The following is a 21,763-nucleotide window of genomic DNA, read 5'->3' as shown; positions in this document are numbered from 1 at the left end:
TTTTGCCGCTTTTTTTGATTTTGTCCTGTGTTTTTACTGTATAGGGAGGTAGAACTTTTGTTCCATCGGGTGCATACTGGCTTTTCGGTCTATGTCTATTGCGGTTTTCTTGTTTGTACGTATTTGCCCGTGAGCTTCCCATGCCCGTTATAGTTCCAGTTTTCATACGTACAGTTTCCTAAATCTTTTACAATTGATTTTTGTTGCAATACTCCCTTGAAGTAGAATTCATCAACTGTTTCGTTGGCCCGGTAGGATCGCTTGATTTCCGCTGTGAGTTGGTCATTTTGGTCGAAGGTTTGGCGTAGTATATAATCACTTGTTTTCGGATCGCTATACGCATAACGGACCCGACTTTCCCTTTGATCATTTCTGCCCGACACCTCTTCGTTAATGCGATTCTGTTTGTCATAACTGTAAATGGTCCAATCTATCCGCTGGTATAAAAAATGAATGGATTCACTTTTTACAACCTGGAGTTTGCTGTTCAAGTGGTCTATTGTCGCTGTTTGTAATGTTGGATCGTAGGAAACAATGGCGTTTGGGAGATAACGGTAAATGGTGCTGTTGCTCCATTTGCTGTTTTGAAGGTACTGTATGGAGTCGATAAGTCCGAATTGATTATAGCATCTTTTGCTGAAATAATTATTTCCGCCGGAAAGATTGTTGGATGTGAGCTCTTTGCCTTCTTCATATACAGTCGTCACAATTGCTCCAGTTTCCACCTCATTTTCATCGGAAAACTGCTGCATGACGTACGTGCCGTCACATTGATTTTTACGCTGACTGTAGTAAAGAGGGAGAGCTGTATTGGCGATAATAGCCGCTGCATATTGCCTGGATGGAATAAATTGCACTTGTGCAATGGAGTCAAAGAAATGTTGGGCATTATATTGTGACGAAGGATTCTTTGACGCAACTTGTGTGTTGTTGCTTAATATGGATTTGGCTGCTGCCAGATAGGTATTACTATCGTATATGATCTTGGGTTTGCCTAAGCCATCAAACAAGATCATGGCATGACGTTGTTTCAATGACAATACATCGATGGTCCATTGTTGATTTTTAACGCTAAATGTAAGTTTTTTTGCATCGGTTTTTGTGACCAGTAAATTTGTTGTGCTAAAAGGTACTTGCTTGAAAATCGCCGCAGCATTTTTTTCGTGTAAACGCATGATAAAATCAGTTGATTTATCGGACTCATTGGTTACAAACAGAACTGCCTGTGTAGGGCTAGCTATTGTTAACGATTTTACTGTTTGCGATGCTGCAATGGGACTATATAACAGCAATATCAACAACTGAATGATAATCGGATAAATGTGCAGTTTCGCGTTATAATTCATTTGGGTCGATATTGCTGTTGTTGACTTTGCTATTTAATTTAATACTTCTTTCAAAAATAATAAGGTGTGCTCCCAGGCACGTTTGGCCATCACGGGATTATATTCCGCTGACTCGGGATTCGTAAACGTATGTCCAGAATTTGCGTAGGTAATTATTTGCCAGTCTGCTTTTCCTTCATTTAATTCCTTGACCAACCCATCGTAATCTTCTTTTGATACACTCTTATCGGCTGCAGGGTGCTCAATGAGTACTTTTGTTTTAATGGAACCATTGGGTCTATCGGCAGCTTTGGATAGGCCTCCGTGGATACTGATCACGGCATTGACGGGGAAGTCGGCTCTCGCCGCTTCTAATGCTCCTGAACCTCCAAAGCAATAGCCAATGATCGCAATTTTTGTCGGATCTGCGCCTTCTTTTTTCAGTTGTTCTAATGCGAGCTTGATGCGGTGCTGATAAGCTTTATAGTCCGTCTTGTAGTGGCCTGCAATTTTCGAAGCTGCGGTGTTGTCCGCAGGAATATTTCCCTCACCGTAGATGTCGGCAATGAACGCGATGTAACCTTCTTTTTCAAGAAGCAATGCCGCTTGTTTCGCTTCGTTGTCAATTCCCTTCCACGCAGGAAGAATTAAGACAGCAGGGCCTTTTTTTGCCCTATTGGCGGTTACCATGCCGTTGAGTTTTTGTTCACCATCCTGGTAAGAAACCTGCTTTAATTGTTGGGCCTGCGTAGTCATCGTGACCATAGTAAGCATCAATAGTGTCATAACTGTTTTCATCTGTCAATAATTTGTTCCGCTCATTATTTTATGTGATCAGAAATGAACCTAATTTGGAGTCCATCTCAACTAAATATAATTTTCAATGTATATTTTTTCCGCTGTCGCCAACCTGAAGTTACGACTTTATGGATTCAATAATACCAATAACATCGAGTTGTCCGAGACCTTGGTCGTGTGCTTTTCCGTAGGTATCGAGTAATGTCTTGAGGAGGGGATATTCGGCACCGGCTTGTTGCGCCAGTCGAATATCTTTCAGCATAAGATCTAGCGCGAAAGCAGGACTGTAGTTTTCTTCCACCAGTAAAGGCGTTTTGACTTTTGTTGCGCCACTGCCACTGGCACTATCATTGATGATTTCGAGCATATCACTCCGTTGAATTCCCAGTTTATCTGAAAATAAGATCGTCTCTGCGAGACCTTGATAGATCGTTGAAAGAAAATAGTTGATCGCAAGTTTGGCGGCAATTCCCTGTCCATTTTCGCCAAGATGTTTGATCGACTTGCCCATCTGCTCGAGGTATGGCCGGGCGCGATGAAGATCTTCGGGATCACCACCCACCATAATAATAAGAGTGCCTTCTGTGGCTGGCTTGGTACTCCCGGCCACAGGTGCATCTATAAATGCGGCTCCTTTTTCTTTGAGTTTGGATGCGATAGACAGCGTGAGTTCACGGGATATGGTACTCATATCGACAAATAATTTCCCTTTGATATCTCCCTGGAGGATTTTTTCATATACTTCATTGACAGCTTCATCATTGGTGAGCATGGAGAATATAATATCAGCATGTTCGACCAATTCGACTGTATCTTCTCTGATCATTGATTGCTCTTCAAAGCCCGCTGCTTTTGCACGGTTTCTATTGTAAACAGAAAGGGGAAATCCTGCTTTTTCCAGGTTTTTAGCCATGGGATGCCCCATGTTTCCTAATCCTATAAATCCTAATTTTTCTATCTTCATCTAAAATTACATTAATAGCTCTTGAAATTTACGTCTAACTAAAGATACAAATGTTTTGGTCATTCCACTAATACCCTGATTTCGTTGCGAAGGAGCACTATTTTATCTTCCTGTTCCAGTTTTTTTAAAATTCGGGAGACAACTACCCGGGATGTGTTTAGGTCAGAAGCAATATCCTGATGCGTAAGAGTAAGTATTCGGTCGTTGTTCAGCTTTACTTTGGCTTTCAGATATTGGATGATTCGTTCTTCCATATTGGAAAAAGCTAGACTATCAATAGCTTGTAACATTTCGTCCATACGGCTTGAATAGCTTGATATGATGAAATTTCGCCAAGAGGGGTATTTTCCCATCCAAAGGTTGACAAGCTCATTTGGAATCATGGCAACCGTTGTTGTTTTTTCTGCGAGGGCACGAATTTCACTTTTTTTATTTCCGAGACAACAGGCTATTGACATCGTACAGGTCTGACCTTTTTCCAAATAGTAGAGCAGCAGTTCGCCTTTGTCTTCATCTTCCCGGACAATTTTTATTGCTCCATCTAGGAGGAGGGGCATCGACTTGATGTATTGATTGGTATCAATGATGAGATCCCCCTCATGAAACGTTTTGATGTGTGCGTTTTCGGCTATTGCAGTAACTAACTCTGGCTCAAGAATGCCTGTATAAGCTTGTTGGATTGACAACATACGGTATTATTTTAGTTAAAGTTAATTATTTACGGGCTTATTTTATCTACTGTGGATGGAAAAGAACGTCGATAAAAATGATGTATGGAAAGACCCGATTTTTTGTAGTATATATAAAATCGCGAAATTGATAAATTTTGATTTATTCAAAACAGACAAAATGTTATTCTGATTATTTTTAGTGTTTTTTTAAGAATGCGATGAATGTGTTGTATTTATTTTATTTAATCTGTTTTTTTATTGCCTCTTTGTTTTAGAAGTAGCTGTTTTTCTGTGGAAGCTTAAAACTGATTTGTTTTGTATAGCGCTAGGGTCTGATAATCCTATTGTTAAAATTAGTTAAAAAGACAATCAATTCCTAATTTTGCGCCACAAAAACAAAACAATCACATCTAACATGAAAAAGTCTTTACTTTTTTTTGCCCTCGTTTTTGCTAGTTATAGTGCCGTTCATGGTCAAACAGCAAATACTGGTTCGGTTTCAGGAGTTGTCAAAGAAGCTACTGGACAAACGGTTAAAGGAGCAACCATTAAAATTACCCACATCCCAAGTGGTCAAGTTGTAAGTGGCTCAGCCGATGCCCAAGGAAAATTTCAAATTTCAAATCTGCAAGAAGGAGGTCCCTACAAAGTAGAGGTAACCTACATTGGCGAAACGCCTGTTGTTTTCGAAAACATCATGCTGAAATCGGGGGAATCGTTGAATATCAATCCAATTTTTACGGCTGGATCTTCAACAAATTTGGATGAGGTTGTTGTTGTCGGTCATGGTGTTATTGATATTGCTGCGGGAAGAAAGACGCCGATTGCCGTTTCGACGATCCGTAAACAGGATTTAGAGGAAAGGGTAGGCGCACAGGATATTACTTCAGCATTAGCTAATACCCCGTCGGTTTATATCACTGGTCAGGCAAAAGGTTTTGGTGAGTCTTCTATGACAACACGTGGTTTTGATCAGTCCAATACCGCATTTTTGTTGAACGGTCAGCCGATCAATGGTATGGACAATGGAAGTGTATATTGGTCAAATTGGTCGGGACTTACAGATATTGCCTCTTTAGTGCAGATTCAACGTGGTTTGGGATCATCTAAATTAGCGATTTCATCTGTCGGCGGTACCGTAAATTACGTGACACAATCTACCGCAATGAAAGAAGGTGGTTTTGTCCGCACTACTGTTGGTAACGATATGTTTATGAAGGCAACAGTAGGTTACAATACCGGTCTGATGAAAAACGGTTTTGCTGTTTCGGCTATGTTTACGCAATGGTCAGGTAACGGTTATATGGATCATACGGAAGGTGCTGGACAAAGTTATTTCTTGTCCGTTGGATATAAAGCAAATGAAAAGCACAACCTGAACTTCATGGTAACCGGTGCACCACAGTGGCACAACCAAGGATATACCTCAAAATTGTCGAACTATCTCGCTAATGGCAGACGTTACAACGACAATTATAAGGATGCAAACGGCGTGATGATGAATGCACAAAAGAACTTCTATCATAAGCCGGTAGCCAACTTGAACTGGGACTGGACCATCGATGATAAATCATCTTTGTCAACTGTCGTTTATGCGTCGTTAGCTGCTGGGGGTGGTCAATCGTTAAGAAGTGATAAATACAACAAAGGCAAATATTTGGCTGCTGATGTGAACAATCATCAGTGGTTTGGTATAGTTTCCAATTATAACCGTAAGCTTTCAGAGTCCCTGAATTTTAATGTGGGTTTCGATGTGAGAGATTATAAGGGTACACATTATCGTAAATTGACAGATCCACTTGGAAATACAAATGGTGTTGTATTGGGCGGTAATGTTAATTTCCCTAATAAGCCATTGGTTACCAATACATACTCAACAAATCCTTGGAAAGCTTTCTCCAGTAAACCTGATTCGCGTGAAGATCGTTTAGCTTGGGATTACAATCAATACATCCGTTACGGAGGTCTGTTCGGTCAATTGGAATATGCGAAAAATGGCTTTACAGCGTTTTTCCAAGGATCGGTTTCCGAACAACAAAACAAACGTTCTGATTATTTTCAATACACGCCAGGTAATGAGGATTCTAAAGACGTGAACAATTTTGGCTACAATACGAAGGGTGGTGTAAGTTATACAGTGGGACATCATAGTGTTTTTGGTAATGCAGGGTATTATTCCCGTCAGCCTTATCAAAACAATATTTTCATGAACTTTGCAAATGATATTAATGAAAATGCTGAAAATGAAAAAATCCTTGGTTTAGAGGCTGGTTACAAATTTGCTTCTCGATTCTTGGATGTGAATGTGAATGTTTACCGTACAACTTGGGAAAACCGTGTTACGGGTAGTTCGAGTTTAGCGACGGCAGATGATGTGAAAAAATACAATCCGACAAATGATCCTGGTATTTTGGTCGAAGGTGCCTACCTTTATACAACCAATTACGGTGTAAAACAGGTGCATAGAGGGGTAGAAGTTGATTTTGAAGCCCGTCCAATCGAAAAATTAAGCCTAACAGGATTTTTATCGATAGGTGACTGGAAGTATGATGGTGCAGTAAATTCGGTCGTACGTAACGACAACCGCATCGAACTGGGGCGTTCTCAGGTGAATTTAACAGGTGAACACGTTGGTAACGCAGCACAAACTTCTTACGGATTTGGCGCTAAATATAAAGTGTTTAAAGGTTTGTCTGTTGACGCAAATTACAGATACTATGAGCGTTTATATGCGTCGAATTATCGGAGGGAAGTTATCGATGGCCAAACCTATGGACGCTATATGAAATTGCCGTCTTTTAATCTTTTGGATGCCGGTCTTTCTTACAATGTTAAGGTAAGTGACAAGAACAGCATGAGTTTCCGTGTCAATATGAACAATGTGTTGAATAAGTTCTATATCTCGGAAGCTACTTCTAGCAACTTGGTGACAGATGTGAACAATACTTGGAATGGTATTGATACGTCCAATTTTGTTTTGATCGGCCAAGGTAGAACGTGGAATGCATCTGTGAAATTTACATTCTAATAAAATTATCTTGAATACAAAAGGGCCCACAATTATTTTGTGGGCCTTTTTTTGTTTTTTAATAAAAACTTAATAATTTTAGGTGATCTAATTGTCAACCTGATGTTGCATAAATTAATTTGTCTGGAAAATTTACAGATCGGTACTGTCCATTTTTCTGCTTTTGTTGTTAATTTGGATGGTGGAAATACGGGCTTTGCTTTATTTATTAACCAAGAAAATGACCCGATTTTTATTTTTCGAAAAGAAAAGAAAAATGAGGTATCTTTCCATGTGAATGAGGAGCAATTCTTTTGGATTGTCAAAAATAGCCAGTTTACACCAGGAGAACGTCAAAACTTCTTTGCTGAATTTGTCGAATTCCTACGCTTGATGGAAGAGAAGGTTTCCAATTATGTTTTCAAAAAGGAAAAATTAATCCGTTTTACAAATTCGAGGGATATTGTCCGCTATAAATACTTGTACCTGACAGGTGAAATTAGTTAATGAGCATACCCGACTATAATACCTGATCTATCGTTAGATTTCTTTTGTAATGAAATTTACCTTAGTTTTGGGCATGAAGCATATGATTTCAAATCTAGCTGTTATCCTACAGAACAATACTTTTGTGGGATCAGATTTTACACTGCCAGTACCTGTACTTCTCGCTAAGTTTTCTTTTTTACCGATTTCATCCTTTTTTCCGGAAGAGAGCCTGTCCTTTTCACTTGATACAGTCGAACAGGGTAGTTTGAGGCATACGCTGGAAGGTTTTAATAGCGGAATCGTTGGGAATGGCGATCCTGCCGCTTTACTTGAGGAGGCGATTGCTTTGGACAACAATGCGCTTGCTTATAGTTATTTAGGGCTTTATTATTTTAAGATAGGGGCCTATGACAAAGCTATTGCGACCTTTACAAGCGCCATTGAACAATATGAAGAAGAACCATTTTTTTATGCAAGTCGTTGTTTAGTCTACAGACAGGTCGAGGAAGATGAAGGCGCTTTCTATGATTATCAAATTGCTAAAAGACTGGATTTTAATTACCATAGCGTTTTGGAATGGCAGGAAAATCAAGCTGAACTAACGTATTTTGAAGCTGAAAATTTGGTCATACAAGAGCTGGAATCGAAGTCTAGGACGCTCAGTATAGACGAAATAAATTCATTGGGACTGGAATATGTCCATTGCTATAGCTATTTAAAAGCAATTGGGCTTTATTCTTCTGCTATTGTGGAGTCCGACAACAAGGATAGCAATCTTTTTGTTTTTAGAGGAAGTTTATACCTAAAGTTGACCTGTTTTGAGCTGGCATTGTCTGATTTCAACCGGGCCATTGCTCTTGATGAGAATCTTTCTGCCGCTTATATATTTCGTGCAAAAGTGTTTGAATCTTATCGCAATTACCAAAGTGCGTTGGAAGACTATGCCAAAGCGGAGGAAATAGACCGTGATTCATCGATCGTATACGAAGAAAGGGCATCTTTGTTTGAGCGATTGGGAAATTTTGAGGAAGCATTATTGGACTTTGATCGCCTTGTCACGCTCAATCCGGAAGATTTTTATGTCTATTCCTTACGGGCCGATTTGAATGAAAAGCTGGAGGATCTTCCCGGTGCTTTAGCGGATTACTCGAAAGCGATCGATTTGAATCCATATTATTCTGATTTGTATTCATATCGGGCAGCAATTCGTGAAAAATTGGGTGATCCTATCGGTGCAAAAGCCGACTTGGATAAATTCAATGAATTGGAAGATGAATAAAAAAGTCCACCAAAAGGTGGACTTTTATACCGGCTATCTTAACTAAAGTATCCTTTACTTAATGATCCTTTTTATCTTATTGGAACGGGTAATCAGTTTGTGTAATTTGTCATAATCCTCCGTCGCAATAGAATCGTGCAGCGATTGCAGCTGTTTGATATGTTCTTCGAGTACTTCGAGTACATTTTCGCGGTTTTGCTTGAAAATCGGTGTCCACATATCTGGAGAACTTTTGGCTAGACGTACTGTAGATTCAAATCCCGAGCCTGCCAGCTCAAAGATACGTCCTTGAGATTTCTCTTTTTCCAATACTGTTAAGGCGAGGGCGAAAGACGTCAGGTGAGAAATGTGGGATACATAAGCCGTATGCACATCATGTTCATCTGCATTCATAAAACAGCTGCGCATCTCCAATTGGTCGGTGATGGCATCGGCAATCTCGAAAGCATCCTCATCCGTTTTAAATGCTTCAACATACACCATCATTTTGCCTTTGAATAAGCCCGCTATTGCAGCTTCAGGCCCAGAATACTCTGTTCCGGCCATGGGATGGGCTGCAACGTAACGCCCCCGGTTAGGGTGATCCTTGATTTTGTTGAGAATATTTGTTTTTGTCGATCCCATGTCAATGACGACCTGATCGGTAACCAAATCCAAGATTTGGGGGACAACATGCAAAATAGCATCAACAGGTATTGTGAGCACCAGTACTTTACAGGTTTTAATTGCCTCCTCTAAGCTGGCTATTTCATCGATAAAGCCGATATGCATCGCCTTATCTAAGTTTTTCTGACTTTTATCTACACCGATTATTTTGTTGCAGAATTTTGTTTCTTTTAGGCGAATGGCGACTGAGCCACCAATTAAGCCTACGCCTACAATGGCAATGTTCATATATAAACAATTATATTAAGCGTACTTTTGTTCAATGGAATCCATTGAGCAATTTATACAGCGGTTGTTTGTCCATTAATTATTTTATTTATCATTTCAGGACATTGCAGCCTTTGACGTACAATGTGCTTAGAAATTATCTTTGATACGTTGGATTGACTCTTTGAGTACATCCACGGTGGCACAGAGACTGATGCGTATATATTGATCGCCTTTATCTCCGAAAATTCCGCCCGGTGTAATAAATACCCGTGATCTCTCCAAAACAGCATCACTCAGGGCATAGCCATCCTCGTATTTCTCCGGAATACGCGCCCATACAAATAGACCTACTTGGTCTTTTTGATAAGCACAGTCCAGCAAATCCATGATCTCATAAACCTGTTCGCGTCGTTCCGCATAAATTTTGTTTAGATCAGCATACCAGGATGCATCAAGTTGTAGCGCTTTTGCCGCGGCGAGCTGCACTGGTAAAAACATTCCTGAGTCCATGTTGCTTTTGAAACGGAGCACTTGGTTTATACGTTCTTCAGCACCCACGAGTACGCCAATTCGCCAACCCGCCATATTGGAAGATTTGCTCAGCGAATTCAATTCAATAGCCACATCTTTGGCGCCAGGTATACTCATAATGCTTTTTGGCGTATCTGTCAAAATAAAGCTATACGGATTATCGTGGCAAATCAGGATATTACGCTCTTTGGCAAATTGAATCAGCTCTTGATAAAATGCATCGGGTGCTGAGGCACCTGTTGGCATATGGGGATAGTTTATCCACATCAGTTTAACCTTTGACAAGTCTTGTTTTTTGAGCTCATTTAAATCAATAAGCCAATTTTTTTCTTGTGTAAGATTATAGGTAATCGCTTCAGCACCGCTCAGCCGCACTGCAGCCGCATAAGCTGGATAGCCAGGATTAGGTATAAGTGCCTGATCCCCTTCCTGTAGGTAGGTCATACAGATATGCACAATGCCTTCTTTTGACCCAATTAAGGGTAATATTTCGGTATTGGGATTAAAAGTCGCATTATAATAACGTTGATACCAATCTGCAACGGCTTGTCGTAGGGCGGGTGCGCCTTTATAGTTTTGATAGCCATGCACATTTGGAAGTTGGGCATTCGTATTTAATGTCTCGATCACCTCCGGATGCGGGGGCAAGTCTGGACTTCCAATTCCTAGGTTGATTACGCGCGCTCCCTGTTTGTTCAACTCATCTATTTCTCTTAATTTTTTGGAGAAATAATATTCTTCAGTGTGCTGCAATCTTTTGGCAACGTCTATTTGCATTTTATTTTAATAAATTTGGTATTTGAATAAGGCTAAATTAGGGAATTATCTATTAAAAGGAGATTTTTTTATCGATTTTTCAAGCCGAACAAGCTGAATGCTTTATTCTTGCGATGCAACAATTTTATACTCCCTTGCCAGGATATGTGCTTTTCTTGATTAATTTATTATTTTTGTTCAATTTCCTCGTCAAAAATCTGAAAGGTAGAGGAGAGACCGACGAATTACTTTTGATGTAAAAGTAATTTGTCTTAGTTCAACATAAATGAAAACATATTTTAGGCTCTTATCGTTTGCTAAACCCATTGAGAAATTTGCAATCCCCTATGTAATTTGCACGCTGATCACGGTTATTTTTAGCACGTTGAATTTGGCATTACTTGCTCCTTTACTCCATACACTTTTTAAAACCGGAAAAGAGGCTTGTGAAGCAGCTTCTGAAGTCGTGAAACCTGAAGCGTACACAGATATTTTAGCTTGGTTCAATTACTATGCATCGATGGCAAATGAGCAGTTTGGTGCCTATGGCGCATTGCAAAGGGTCTGTATTGCAATTGTGATCTCCGTATTTATCAGTAATCTGTTTCGCTATTTCTGTCAACGAATTATGGAGAACTTCCGTATTCATACTTTGCTCAAATTGCGTAGAGCGGTATTTGATAGCGTAATGGATTTACATGTCGGTTATTTTACAGGACAGCGAAAAGGAGATATTGTTTCTAAAGTTGCGTCTGATGTACAAGTCGTGCAGTATTCTGTGACGGGGACTTTACAGGTGGTTTTTAAAGAGCCCTTGCAATTGATCGCTTATATCGTGATGCTTTTTAATATCTCCGCACAATTGACATTCTTTTCCCTATTGGTTATTCCAGTCTCTGCATTTTTTATTTCTAGAATCGTTAAGAATCTTAAAAGCCAAGCGCATGCGGCACAGGAGTCGTATGGAAATATGATTTCTTATTTGGACGAAGCATTGTCTGGAATTAAAATTATCAAAGCTTTCAATGCCGTTTCATTTATTAAGAACAGGTTTCATAATGAAAACGAACGTTACGCCAATATCGGTCGTGCTATGGCTAAAAGACAACAGTTAAGTTCACCTGTGTCCGAATTGCTAGGGGTAATTATGGTGGCTATTATTCTTTTGTATGGAGGCCATTTGGTGCTTTCGGGTGACAAGAGTTTAACTGCTCCCGCATTTATTGCTTATATCGCTATTTTTTCGCAGGTGATGCGTCCGGCAAAGGCGTTAACAGATTCTTTTAGCGGTATTCATAACGGTCTCGCTGCGGGTGAGCGTGTATTGGAACTTATCGATGAACGGACGGAAGTGAAAGATAAGGCCGAAGCGAAGCTTGTGAAAAGCTTTGAGAAGAATATTGTCTTTAATCAGGTGAATTTTTCGTATACCAAAGATAAAGAGATTCTCCAGAACATCGATTTAACCATCGAAAAGGGAAAAGTCGTTGCACTGGTCGGGCCTTCGGGAGGAGGAAAATCAACGCTGGTTGATTTAATTCCGCGTTTTATGGACGTCACTGGGGGGCAAATTTTGTTTGACGGTATTGATTTACGGGATTTAGACCAGGATTCTTTACGGGACATGATCGGTGTCGTCAATCAAGAGTCCATTTTGTTTAATGATACGATCTTCAATAATATTGCATTTGCTAATCTTTCGGCCAGTCAAGAGGAAGTAGAAGCCGCTGCACGGATTGCCAATGCGCATGAATTTATTTTGAAAACAGAACAGGGTTATCAGACCAACATAGGTGATCGGGGCGGTAAATTATCTGGTGGCCAACGTCAGCGGATCTGTATTGCACGGGCTGTCTTGAAGAATCCACCGATCATGCTTCTTGATGAGGCGACTTCTGCTTTAGATACCGAATCTGAAAAATTGGTGCAGGACTCCTTATATAAATTAATGGACAATAGAACAACGGTTGTTATTGCCCATCGTTTAAGTACCATTCAGAATGCGGATAAAATTGTGGTTATTGAAGCCGGAAAGATTGTAGAAGCAGGTAGCCATAGTGAGCTGATACAGCAAGAAGGATTATACCGTAAATTAATCGAAATGCAACAGTTTACAGATTAGGCTCCTTTTCTAAGAGCTATGTCAAATTAGTTGTTGTCACATTTTTTATTATAACTTTTGTTGCCTTTTCGGTACATTTGATTTAAGATAGGAGATACATTTAATGAACGCAATAGATAAATTGAATTTCTTGATTAACGATAAGAATTTAGCTGTCGAATGGAGAGATATAGCGGAGAAAGTTTTGCGAGAGGAACGTATCACTTTTGAGGAAGGCGTACTTTTGTATGAGAAAGGTGAGTTAGGCTACCTTGGTGTGCTTGCTAACTATATTCGCGAGAAACGCCATGGTGATCATACTTTTTTCAATCGTAATTTTCACATCGAGCCGACTAATGTCTGTGTCTATGACTGTAAGTTTTGTTCGTATTCCCGCTTAATAAAAGAACGGGCTGAAGGTTGGGAGATGGAAGTCGACGGCATGATGGATATTGTGAAAAAGTACGACAAGGAGGCTGTTACTGAAGTTCATATTACCGGAGGGGTTGTTCCTAAGCAGAACCTCGAATTTTACGCCGATTTTTTTCGCAAATGTAAGGCACATCGCCCCGAGTTGCATATCAAGGGACTTACACCTGTAGAGTATTACTATATTTTCAAGAAAGCAAAATTGAGCCATTACGACGGATTGAAGTATCTGCAATCCTGCGGATTAGATTCTATGCCGGGCGGTGGTGCGGAAATCTTTCATCCGGAAGTCAGAGAGCAGATTGCACATGATAAATGCACAGCCGAACAATGGCTGGATATTCATGAGCAGGCGCATAAGCTGGGCATGCATACCAATGCAACCATGCTATACGGCCATATAGAGCAGTTTTGGCATCGTGTGGATCACATGGAGCGCTTAAGACAGCTGCAGGATAAGACTGGTGGTTTTCAGACCTTTATTCCATTAAAATTTAGAAACAAGGAGAATCAAATGTCCCATATTCCGGAGGTATCCGTTATTGAAGACCTCAGGAATTACGCGATTGCTCGAATTTACATGGATAATTTTGATCATATTAAAGCTTATTGGGCAATGATATCGAGGGATACGGCCCAGTTGTCCTTGGCTTTTGGGGTCGATGATATAGACGGAACACTGGATGATACGACAAAAATATACAGCATGGCAGGAGCAGAAGAGCAAAAACCAGGGATGACCACACAAGAGGTTGTCGAGCTGATAAAAAATGTTGGACGCCATCCGATTGAAAGAGATACCCTCTACAATGTGGTAACCGATTATAATGATGTTGTTTTTGATCAAGTTGATCAAAAGAAAAGCTATTACGCATTACCTGTTGTCAATTCATAACTCATATCGCACATTGAAAAAGACATTTTATTTTATACGACACGGACAGACTGATCTAAATTTAAGAGGTATTGTGCAGGGGCGTGGTGTTAATTCCCCACTCAATAAGACGGGCATAGCTCAAGCTCAGGCTTTCTTTGATCACTATAGTACGGTGCCTTTTGATAAGATATATACCTCCACTTTATTGCGTACTCATCAAACTGTACAGGGCTTCCTTGATTTGAATTTGCCTTGGGAACAGCTCGTTGGTTTGGATGAAATAAGCTGGGGAATTTATGAAGGGAAAGAACAAACACCGGAGTTGCTTGCTGGTTTTGAACAATTGGTTGCAGCATGGCGTAATGGAGAATTGGATGTCAGTATTGAAAACGGAGAGTCTCCCCATGAATTAATGGCTCGTCAACAAGTCGCCTTGGATCATATGCTCGCTCAGACAGATGAAAAAAACATATTAGTCTGTATGCACGGGCGTGCTCTACGGATAATGCTTTGTCTAATGACTGGCGTCGATGCCCGTTATATGGATGATTTCCCGCATACAAATACTGCTTTATATAAATTGCTGTATGATAATGGCCAATTTGAGATTGTAGACCATTACAATACTGCACACTTAGAAGCATTGATAAATGAATAAAATTAGAGTTTCTGCCGTATCGTATACCAATACTTATCCGTTTTTGAATGGAATACGTAAATCAAAAGTGATGGAACAAATCGATTTGAGCGTCGATTATCCAAGTGCCTGTGCACAGAAAGTAATCGATGATCAAGCTGATATCGGGATCATACCGACCGCTGCCTTGTTAAGTCTACCTGAGTATTATATTAACACTGATTTTTGTATCGGTACAGAAGGTGCTGTCGATTCTGTATTTATTTTTGCCAATAAACCTATTGAAGAGATAAAAACTTTACGTTTAGATAAGCAATCGCGCACTTCAAATGGTTTAGCACGTGTATTGATAAAAAATTATTGGAAAAAGGATGTGGAATTGGTCACTGATGAATCTATAGAACCAGATGCCTATGTTTTAATTGGGGATCGTACTTTCGGTAAGAAGAATGCAGTACCTTATGTTTATGATTTAGGGAAAGAGTGGTTTAACTTTACCGGGTTACCTTTCGCTTTTGCCTTATGGGTGAGTAACAAAAAACTTCCCGACTCTTTTGTGGAGCAATTTAATGACGCTTTAGCGTATGGTGTTGAACATGCAACCGATGTGATAGCTGGTCTCCCAGAATTTGAGGGCTTTGATTATACAAAATATCTGACGGAGCATCTTAATTTTCATTTGACAGCCAAGAAGCGCGAAGCTGTGCAATTGTATCTCCGGTATTTAAAAGAATTGGATTAACCTGGGGGCGCTTGGCCTGAACAGGAACGATGACATACCCTGAAAAATTTTAAATCAGAATCGCCAGGTAAGCCTTACACGGCGTTGTGAAGGCTTATCTGGCGATTGATTCTCCGGGTGCACTACCCCCTGATAAATTCCCTTTATTTCTTGCTTTTGTTTTTAACGACTTTGGTAAGGCGTATAACTCCGATTACGCCATGTCTGGAATTAAAAGGGTGACAGTACCCTTTTTACAGGGTACTAACAAGGGGTTAATAGGGGTACACCCCTGTTAACCCCCTGTTATACCCCTGCTAACCCCCTGTAATACCCCTGTTAGAATTAAACATGGTATTAACCAAGAGTTAACCAGGTTCCTATAAAAAACACTCATTGAGTGGGTTTTTATATCGACTTATTTTAACGACAATGCAGGTCTCCTTATGGATTGGAATCACAGTTGGATTATCGACTGACCTTCGCGCGCGAAGAATTAGGTACGTCCAATTTTTACTTTACGTCCTTTGATTTTTTGCCCATTTGCCTTGTTGATAATAACAGAAGCAAGCTTTCTTTTAACGGCGACATAGGCGACCTTATCTTTCACTTCTATTATACCGATGTCGTCTTTTTCAACACCTTCCAAATGCAGGAGAAAACCTACAATGTCAATTTTATTGACTTTATCTTTTCGTCCAGCACTAACATAAAGTGTGGCGAAAGGTGAATTCTCCGGAAGATCATAGTACTCGGGAAATTCCTCTTCAGGTATTTCCGTCGATATATAGGGATAGGCTTCTTCAGGCTTTAGGATGACATAGACATCACCCTTTGCCTGCATACGCGCAGTACGTCCATTGCGATGAATAAAGCCATCTTCTTTATGTGGTAGCTGGTAATGAATAATGGCATCAACTTCAGGGATATCCAGTCCTCTTGCCGCCAAGTCGGTCGTGATCAAAACATTGTTGGAATGATTGCGGAATTTGAGAAGCGCCAGCTCACGATCTTGTTGTTCGAGTCCGCCATGAAACGTGTCGTGAATAATATTGCGATTGTCCAGCAGTTCGCTGATGTGATCTACTGCATCGCGATGATTACAGAAGATAATCATTTTTTTCGTTCCGATCTTGCAGATGAGTTTTAGTAATGCCTCCAATTTCTTTTGAACTGGGACAACTACTTTTTTGATTGTAATGTGGGGTATATTCTGTGAATTATTCAAAAAATCAATAAGAATAGGCTCCTGTATCTGTGTAAATGGCGGAATTACCTCCATCATCGTTGCAGAAGTCAGTATACGTGATCTGATGGACGGTATATGCCGAATAATGAAATCCATTTGATGCTGAAATCCCAGTTCCAACGATTTGTCAAATTCGTCTAGCACGAGGGTATGAATACCGGAAGGATCAAAATTTCCTTCTTCGATATGTTGTTTTATGCGTCCTGGAGTTCCTATAATAATTCCGGGAGCATCCTTGAATTCATTTTTTTCGATGCGGGTACTATGACCGCCATAGGCACAGGTGACTTTGTGACCTGTGGCTACCTTGCGCAGTACTTGCTCTATCTGTAAGGCCAGTTCGCGGGTCGGAACTAAGATCAGTACTTGAACCTCCCGAACGATTTCCTTCAGTTGCTCTAAAATCAGCAATGAAAAGGCCAAGGTTTTGCCAGATCCTGTGGGTGAAAGTAAGATTAAATCATGATCTTTTTGGTACGATTCCACTACTTTTTCTTGCATTTCATTTAAGGATGAAATACCTAATTTATTTAAAATAGCTTCTAGCTGCATTTAGCAAAAATACAAAATACCGCTAGTTTGAACGGAACAAAAGGAATGAAAATTTTTAAGGCATTGTATGAAAAAGAAACAAGGTAATCGGTCTATAAAAGATGATTACCTTGCGCTGATTTGTATCGGTATACTGAAAAACTCGGTATAGTTGTCGCGTTATTAATTCTCAATAAGTATTGTTTTATAATATATCAATACCTTCTTGTCTTAGTGTTTCTTTTTTGTCCTCTTCCCAGATACTGACTTGGACTTCTCCGATATGTTGTTTCTTGAGCATAAACATACAGACACGCGATTGTCCGATTCCACCGCCCATAGATTCCGGCAATTGATCATTGAGAAGCATGCTATGGAATGTCAGTTTGGATTTTTCAGTGCAATTTCTGATTTCCATCTGATGTGCCAAAGCGGTTTTATCGACGCGGATTCCCATGGAAGAAAGCTCAAAAGCTGAATTTAAGATGGGATTCCATACCAGAATGTCTCCGTTCAATCCTTTGTGTCCAGCTTCATTTGCAGTACTCCAGTCGTCGTAGTCCGCTGCGCGTCCGTCGTGTGCAACACCATTGCTGAGTGCCCCTCCGATACCATATAAAAACACCGCACCATATTCTTTTGTGATCGTATTTTCACGTTCTTTTGCAGTTAGATTAGGATATTTTTGCAGTAATTCTTCAGCCGAAATGAATGTAATATTTTCTGGAAGAATAGCTTTTATCTGTGGATACTTGCTTTCAACCTGTTGTTCTGTATAGCATAAGGCATCGTAAATTTTTAGTACGGTTTCTTTCAGTAAGGCCAAATTACGTTGATCTTTATTGATTACTTTTTCCCAATCCCATTGGTCTACATAGATCGAATGGATAGGGGTGTAATCTTCATCAGGCCGCAGTGCTTTCATGTCGGTCACAATGCCTTCCCCGGGTAACATTTCAAGCTCTTTTAAACGGACTCTTTTCCATTTTGCCAATGAATGTACCACGACCGCTCTTTTTTCATTCAATGATTTAATCGGAAATGATACCGGACGCTCAATTCCATTTAAGTCATCATTTAATCCTGTGCCATCTAAAACCACCAATGGTGACGAGATCGGAATTAAATTTAATGCTTTTTTTAGTTGTTGGACAAATGTATCTTTCACGAAGCTGATAGCAACTTCGGTATTTAAAAGTTTTCTTCCCTCCATATGAGTCAAATGAAATACCATGCGTGGGTTGGTACGCATCGTTTTATTTTTTATTCAGTTATTTCATACAAAAGTATGAAAATATCATTGGTTAATCTGTTTGGTTGTTATTTTTAATATTTATCCATTAAAAAGTTGAAAAAATAAAAAAATTCTAACAAAATGAAGGTAGGTCAATATTTAATTATAAAACTAATAATTTGTTGGTGCAACCAAAAGTGTTTGGTTACTTACCAAAAGAGCCCTGAAATATTTCAGGGCTCTTTTGTTTATGGTGGATCGACGTGATTAATTAAACGGAGAAGCTCTCGCCGCATGCACAGGTCCGGCTGGCATTCGGGTTGTGGAATTCAAACCCTTTTCCGTTCAAACCATCGGAATAATCCAGTTCTGTACCTGCTAGGTATAAAAACGATTTTATATCCAAACAGACCTTCACGCCTTTATCTTCGAAAAATTGATCACCTTTTTTTTCTTCGTTATCGAAGTTCAGCTTATAACTCAAGCCCGAACAACCGCCACTTTCCACAGCAACACGCACAAAGTAATTGCTATCATATTGCTCATCCTTCATGATTTCCTCGATACGAGTTTTTGCTTTGTCAGTAACTGTAATCATAGTAATATCCTTTGTATAGCACAAAGATACATACAATCTTGTTATATTTCGCCTGTTCTAAAGTTTTTAGAATGTCATAAATTAATCGATCAGGCCAGCTTTGAAAAGTTGCCAGACGGGGGATTGATCGCGGATTTTGCCAACCGCTTCTGTGATCAATTGGGCACAGTGTATAATATCTTCTTGCGTCGTCAACACGCTTAAGCTAAAGCGAATGGCCGATAATGCGTCTTCTTTAGAAATACCCATAGCCATTAAAACATGGGAAGGTTCTCTGGATCCGGTTACACAGGCTGAGCCCGAGGAGAGGGCCAAAGCAGGGCAGGCAGTCATTATTTCGCTGGCTAGGATATGTTTAAAACTAATGTAACTGGTGTTTGGTAGGCGGGGTACATTTTTTCCATGAATGATGATTTCAGGAATACCACCTAAAAGTTCTTCCAATAGATCGCGGTTTCGTTCGACCGTATGATAAGATGTTGGTTTAAGCAGAGACAGGGCTTTTCCAAAGCCGACGATAGCTGGAACGTTGTACGTACCGCCTCTAAATCCGCTTTCCTGACCACCGCCTACAATCAGCGGAGTAATCTGTATCGGCTTCGATTTTCGACGGATATATAAGGCACCGATTCCCTTCGGGCCATGAAGTTTATGCGCGCTCAGGCATAAAAGGTCAATCGGGACTTTTTGTAGATCAATGTTGATTTTTCCAATAGCCTGCGTAGCGTCACAGAAAAATAAGATGTCTTTCTCCTTACAAATAGTGGCGATTTGAGTTAGCGATGTGCATACTCCTGTCTCGTTATTTGCCGCCATGATGCAAACGAGTATGGTCTGGGAGCTCATCGCATTTTTTAAATCGTCTATACGAATCATGCCTTGTGCATCGACGGGGAGATAGGTGATCTGCGCTCCTTTTTTCGTCAGTTGTTCACAGCAGCTTAATACAGCTTTGTGTTCTGTTGAAACGGTGATAATATGATTTCCCTTGGATTGATATTTGTCAAATATGCCACAGATTACGGTATTAATACTTTCTGTTGCACCTGAATTGAAAAATAGTTCTTTTGGTGAACAATTCAGCACTTCAGCTATTTGCGCTCTAGCCAGTTGGACGGCGGCATTGGCTTCACGCCCCATTTGGTGATAGACACTCGATGCATTCGCATAGTTTTGGATGAAGTAGGGCGTCATGGTATTCCATACCTCATCCAAAATTCGCGTTGTCGCGTTGTTGTCCAAATAAATCATATCCTTCATCAGGATAAAGATAAGGATAATGAAGGTTATGCTGAAGCCTTCACGTCAACTTCCTTTTTTTTGACATTCGGATCATATCTTAAGCCTGGAGTTAACCAATACATCAATATGATACGGGAATAGCGGTAGTTGAATGGCGACATTAAAACAACGCTCATGATAGCAACGGTTGCATAGAGTATAAAAGAAGAGTCATTGCCTGTCAGGATATAGGTCGCCATACAAGCTGTCACCATTTCTGCAATGGAGAACGCATAGGTCACATACATGGCACCATAAAAATAACCTGGCTCACGCTCATAACGAAGTCCACAGTATTCGCAATGGCTATTCATTTTTTGTACTTTAAGACCATATGCAGGACCTTGGTACACATGGCCGATCCGGCATCTTGGACATTTCGCTTGCCATGCAGCTTTAAATTCAGATAATTCGTATTTAACTTCTTCCATAGTTATAGTTGTTTTCTGAACTCTTCCGGTGTGAGCCCAGCGGATTTTTTGAAAAATTTAGTAAAGTATGAGTTGTCATTGAATTGCAGTTCATCTGCAATCTCGCTGATATTTAAGTTTCGATTGACTAATAGTCGCTTCGCTTCGAGTACAATCCGGTTTCGTATAATTTCACCTGCTGATTGGCCGATGTATGATTTGCAGATTGCATTCAGGTGATTGGGCGTAATAAATAACTGATCTGCGTATACACTGGGCAATTTGGTAGACCTGAATTGCTGTTCAACCAATTGCTGAAAACTATTGAATATTTTGTGATTATATGGCGTACTGTGCTCTTGATGATCCTTTTCTGTAGAAATTGAGATATACAATATAAATTGGAGCAGAAGTGTACGGATATAGTCTTCCGATTGACCTGCCGCTTTTGCGGAAGCAATTTGTTCAAGAATGTGAATAGCCTGCTTTCGAAATTGTTCGCCAATAACAAAAATCAGCTGCTCAATTTTACCCTGTAAGAAGCTGAAGCGTTCCAGGTAATCGGTTCTTAAGAGAAAAGACTGAAAGTAGTCAATGGAAAAATTGACAACATAGCCTTCTTCGTCACCTGTAAAGTTCCAGGTATGAACCTGACCTGGTACCATAAAATAGATTTGATAAGGTTCAATGTTGTAATGATTGAAATCGATAATGTGTTCTCCTGAGCCCTTGGTGAATAGCACGAAATGGAAAAAATTATGTTTGTGAGGAAACACCATATCCTGATGCTTGATGATATATTCTTTTAGATCATCAATATGAATCGTTGTTTTGTTATTGAGATCAATGCTACAACTATCAATAATCGGAATGGTATTTTTTCTATTCATATAGCAAAATTACGCTAAATATCCTTTTAATAGTGGTGTTTATTTGGTCTTTTATGGTGTTTTTCAATGATTTTTATATTTTGATACGGTATGCGATATGTTGGAACAA

General features: G+C 39.9%; 19 protein-coding genes. 7 read left to right on the top strand and 12 right to left on the bottom strand.

Annotation, left to right across the window (positions count from 1 at the left end):
• Positions 1-95 precede the first annotated feature (95 nt).
• From AAH582_RS16530 to AAH582_RS16515, 4 genes are all read right to left on the bottom strand, one after another.
• Positions 96-1,346: a hypothetical protein gene (locus tag AAH582_RS16530; RefSeq protein ID WP_046675429.1), complete on the bottom strand. Its 1,251-nt coding sequence runs from the start codon at positions 1,344-1,346 to the stop codon at positions 96-98.
• Positions 1,347-1,379: 33 nt separating this feature from the next.
• On the bottom strand, positions 1,380-2,123 hold the full coding sequence (locus AAH582_RS16525; RefSeq protein ID WP_046675430.1) for a dienelactone hydrolase family protein: 744 nt from the start codon (positions 2,121-2,123) through the stop codon (positions 1,380-1,382).
• Between the two features lie 118 nt (positions 2,124-2,241).
• Positions 2,242-3,087, bottom strand: a complete 846-nt coding sequence (locus tag AAH582_RS16520) for an NAD(P)-dependent oxidoreductase (RefSeq protein WP_343318744.1) — start codon at positions 3,085-3,087, stop codon at positions 2,242-2,244.
• A 59-nt stretch (positions 3,088-3,146) separates the two neighbouring features.
• On the bottom strand, positions 3,147-3,776 hold the full coding sequence (locus tag AAH582_RS16515) for a Crp/Fnr family transcriptional regulator (RefSeq protein WP_343318743.1): 630 nt from the start codon (positions 3,774-3,776) through the stop codon (positions 3,147-3,149).
• Between the two features lie 397 nt (positions 3,777-4,173).
• Between AAH582_RS16515 and AAH582_RS16510 the strand changes: the two genes are divergently transcribed.
• From AAH582_RS16510 to AAH582_RS16500, 3 genes are all read left to right on the top strand, one after another.
• Entirely contained in the window at positions 4,174-6,786 is a 2,613-nt protein-coding gene (locus tag AAH582_RS16510) for a TonB-dependent receptor (protein WP_343318741.1), read from the top strand.
• 102 nt (positions 6,787-6,888) lie between these two features.
• A complete protein-coding gene (locus AAH582_RS16505) occupies positions 6,889-7,272 on the top strand; it encodes a hypothetical protein (protein ID WP_343318740.1) in 384 nt (127 codons plus the stop codon).
• 49 nt (positions 7,273-7,321) lie between these two features.
• The gene (locus AAH582_RS16500; RefSeq protein WP_343318738.1) at positions 7,322-8,533 is read left to right on the top strand and encodes a tetratricopeptide repeat protein; all 1,212 of its coding nucleotides are present in this window, start codon (positions 7,322-7,324) and stop codon (positions 8,531-8,533) included.
• A gap of 54 nt (positions 8,534-8,587) precedes the next feature.
• Here AAH582_RS16500 and AAH582_RS16495 read toward each other — a convergent pair whose 3' ends face one another.
• Both AAH582_RS16495 and AAH582_RS16490 read right to left on the bottom strand, forming a co-directional pair.
• Positions 8,588-9,427, bottom strand: a complete 840-nt coding sequence (locus tag AAH582_RS16495; RefSeq protein WP_046675434.1) for a prephenate dehydrogenase — start codon at positions 9,425-9,427, stop codon at positions 8,588-8,590.
• 129 nt (positions 9,428-9,556) lie between these two features.
• The gene (locus AAH582_RS16490) at positions 9,557-10,717 is read right to left on the bottom strand and encodes a pyridoxal phosphate-dependent aminotransferase (protein ID WP_343318736.1); all 1,161 of its coding nucleotides are present in this window, start codon (positions 10,715-10,717) and stop codon (positions 9,557-9,559) included.
• A gap of 265 nt (positions 10,718-10,982) precedes the next feature.
• Here AAH582_RS16490 and AAH582_RS16485 point away from each other — a divergent pair, with 265 nt between their 5' ends.
• The 4 genes from AAH582_RS16485 to AAH582_RS16470 all read left to right on the top strand — a co-directional run bounded on the left by AAH582_RS16485 (position 10,983) and on the right by AAH582_RS16470 (position 15,482).
• Positions 10,983-12,818, top strand: coding sequence for an ABC transporter ATP-binding protein (locus AAH582_RS16485; RefSeq protein WP_046675436.1), 1,836 nt, complete (start codon positions 10,983-10,985; stop codon positions 12,816-12,818).
• A 103-nt stretch (positions 12,819-12,921) separates the two neighbouring features.
• Positions 12,922-14,121, top strand: a complete 1,200-nt coding sequence (mqnE, locus tag AAH582_RS16480) for an aminofutalosine synthase MqnE (protein ID WP_046675437.1) — start codon at positions 12,922-12,924, stop codon at positions 14,119-14,121.
• A gap of 13 nt (positions 14,122-14,134) precedes the next feature.
• On the top strand, positions 14,135-14,761 hold the full coding sequence (locus AAH582_RS16475; RefSeq protein WP_343318733.1) for a histidine phosphatase family protein: 627 nt from the start codon (positions 14,135-14,137) through the stop codon (positions 14,759-14,761).
• Positions 14,754-15,482 (top strand): menaquinone biosynthetic enzyme MqnA/MqnD family protein, encoded by a 729-nt coding sequence (locus tag AAH582_RS16470; RefSeq protein WP_343318731.1) that lies wholly within the window; start codon positions 14,754-14,756, stop codon positions 15,480-15,482. The genes AAH582_RS16475 and AAH582_RS16470 overlap by 8 nt, the downstream gene beginning before the upstream one ends.
• Before the next feature lie 475 nt (positions 15,483-15,957).
• On the opposite strand, the gene AAH582_RS16465 is transcribed toward AAH582_RS16470, so the two are convergent.
• The 6 genes from AAH582_RS16465 to AAH582_RS16440 form a co-directional block, all read right to left on the bottom strand.
• On the bottom strand, positions 15,958-17,211 hold the full coding sequence (locus tag AAH582_RS16465) for a DEAD/DEAH box helicase (RefSeq protein WP_343318729.1): 1,254 nt from the start codon (positions 17,209-17,211) through the stop codon (positions 15,958-15,960).
• A 235-nt stretch (positions 17,212-17,446) separates the two neighbouring features.
• Positions 17,447-18,493: an aspartate--ammonia ligase gene (gene asnA / locus AAH582_RS16460; RefSeq protein ID WP_343318727.1), complete on the bottom strand. Its 1,047-nt coding sequence runs from the start codon at positions 18,491-18,493 to the stop codon at positions 17,447-17,449.
• A 253-nt stretch (positions 18,494-18,746) separates the two neighbouring features.
• On the bottom strand, positions 18,747-19,073 hold the full coding sequence (locus AAH582_RS16455; RefSeq protein WP_046675441.1) for a HesB/IscA family protein: 327 nt from the start codon (positions 19,071-19,073) through the stop codon (positions 18,747-18,749).
• Positions 19,074-19,154: 81 nt separating this feature from the next.
• Positions 19,155-20,333 (bottom strand): cysteine desulfurase family protein, encoded by a 1,179-nt coding sequence (locus AAH582_RS16450; RefSeq protein ID WP_343318724.1) that lies wholly within the window; start codon positions 20,331-20,333, stop codon positions 19,155-19,157.
• A 26-nt stretch (positions 20,334-20,359) separates the two neighbouring features.
• Entirely contained in the window at positions 20,360-20,785 is a 426-nt protein-coding gene (locus AAH582_RS16445; protein ID WP_046675442.1) for a DUF983 domain-containing protein, read from the bottom strand.
• A gap of 2 nt (positions 20,786-20,787) precedes the next feature.
• Entirely contained in the window at positions 20,788-21,654 is an 867-nt protein-coding gene (locus tag AAH582_RS16440) for a helix-turn-helix domain-containing protein (protein ID WP_343318721.1), read from the bottom strand.
• Between the last annotated feature and the right edge of the window lie 109 nt (positions 21,655-21,763).

The sequence above is a fragment of the Sphingobacterium multivorum genome, from assembly GCF_039511225.1.
Lineage (GTDB): Bacteria > Bacteroidota > Bacteroidia > Sphingobacteriales > Sphingobacteriaceae > Sphingobacterium.
The sequence above is the reverse complement of the archived record's forward strand: the minus strand, read 5'-3'. Positions and strand labels throughout refer to the sequence as shown.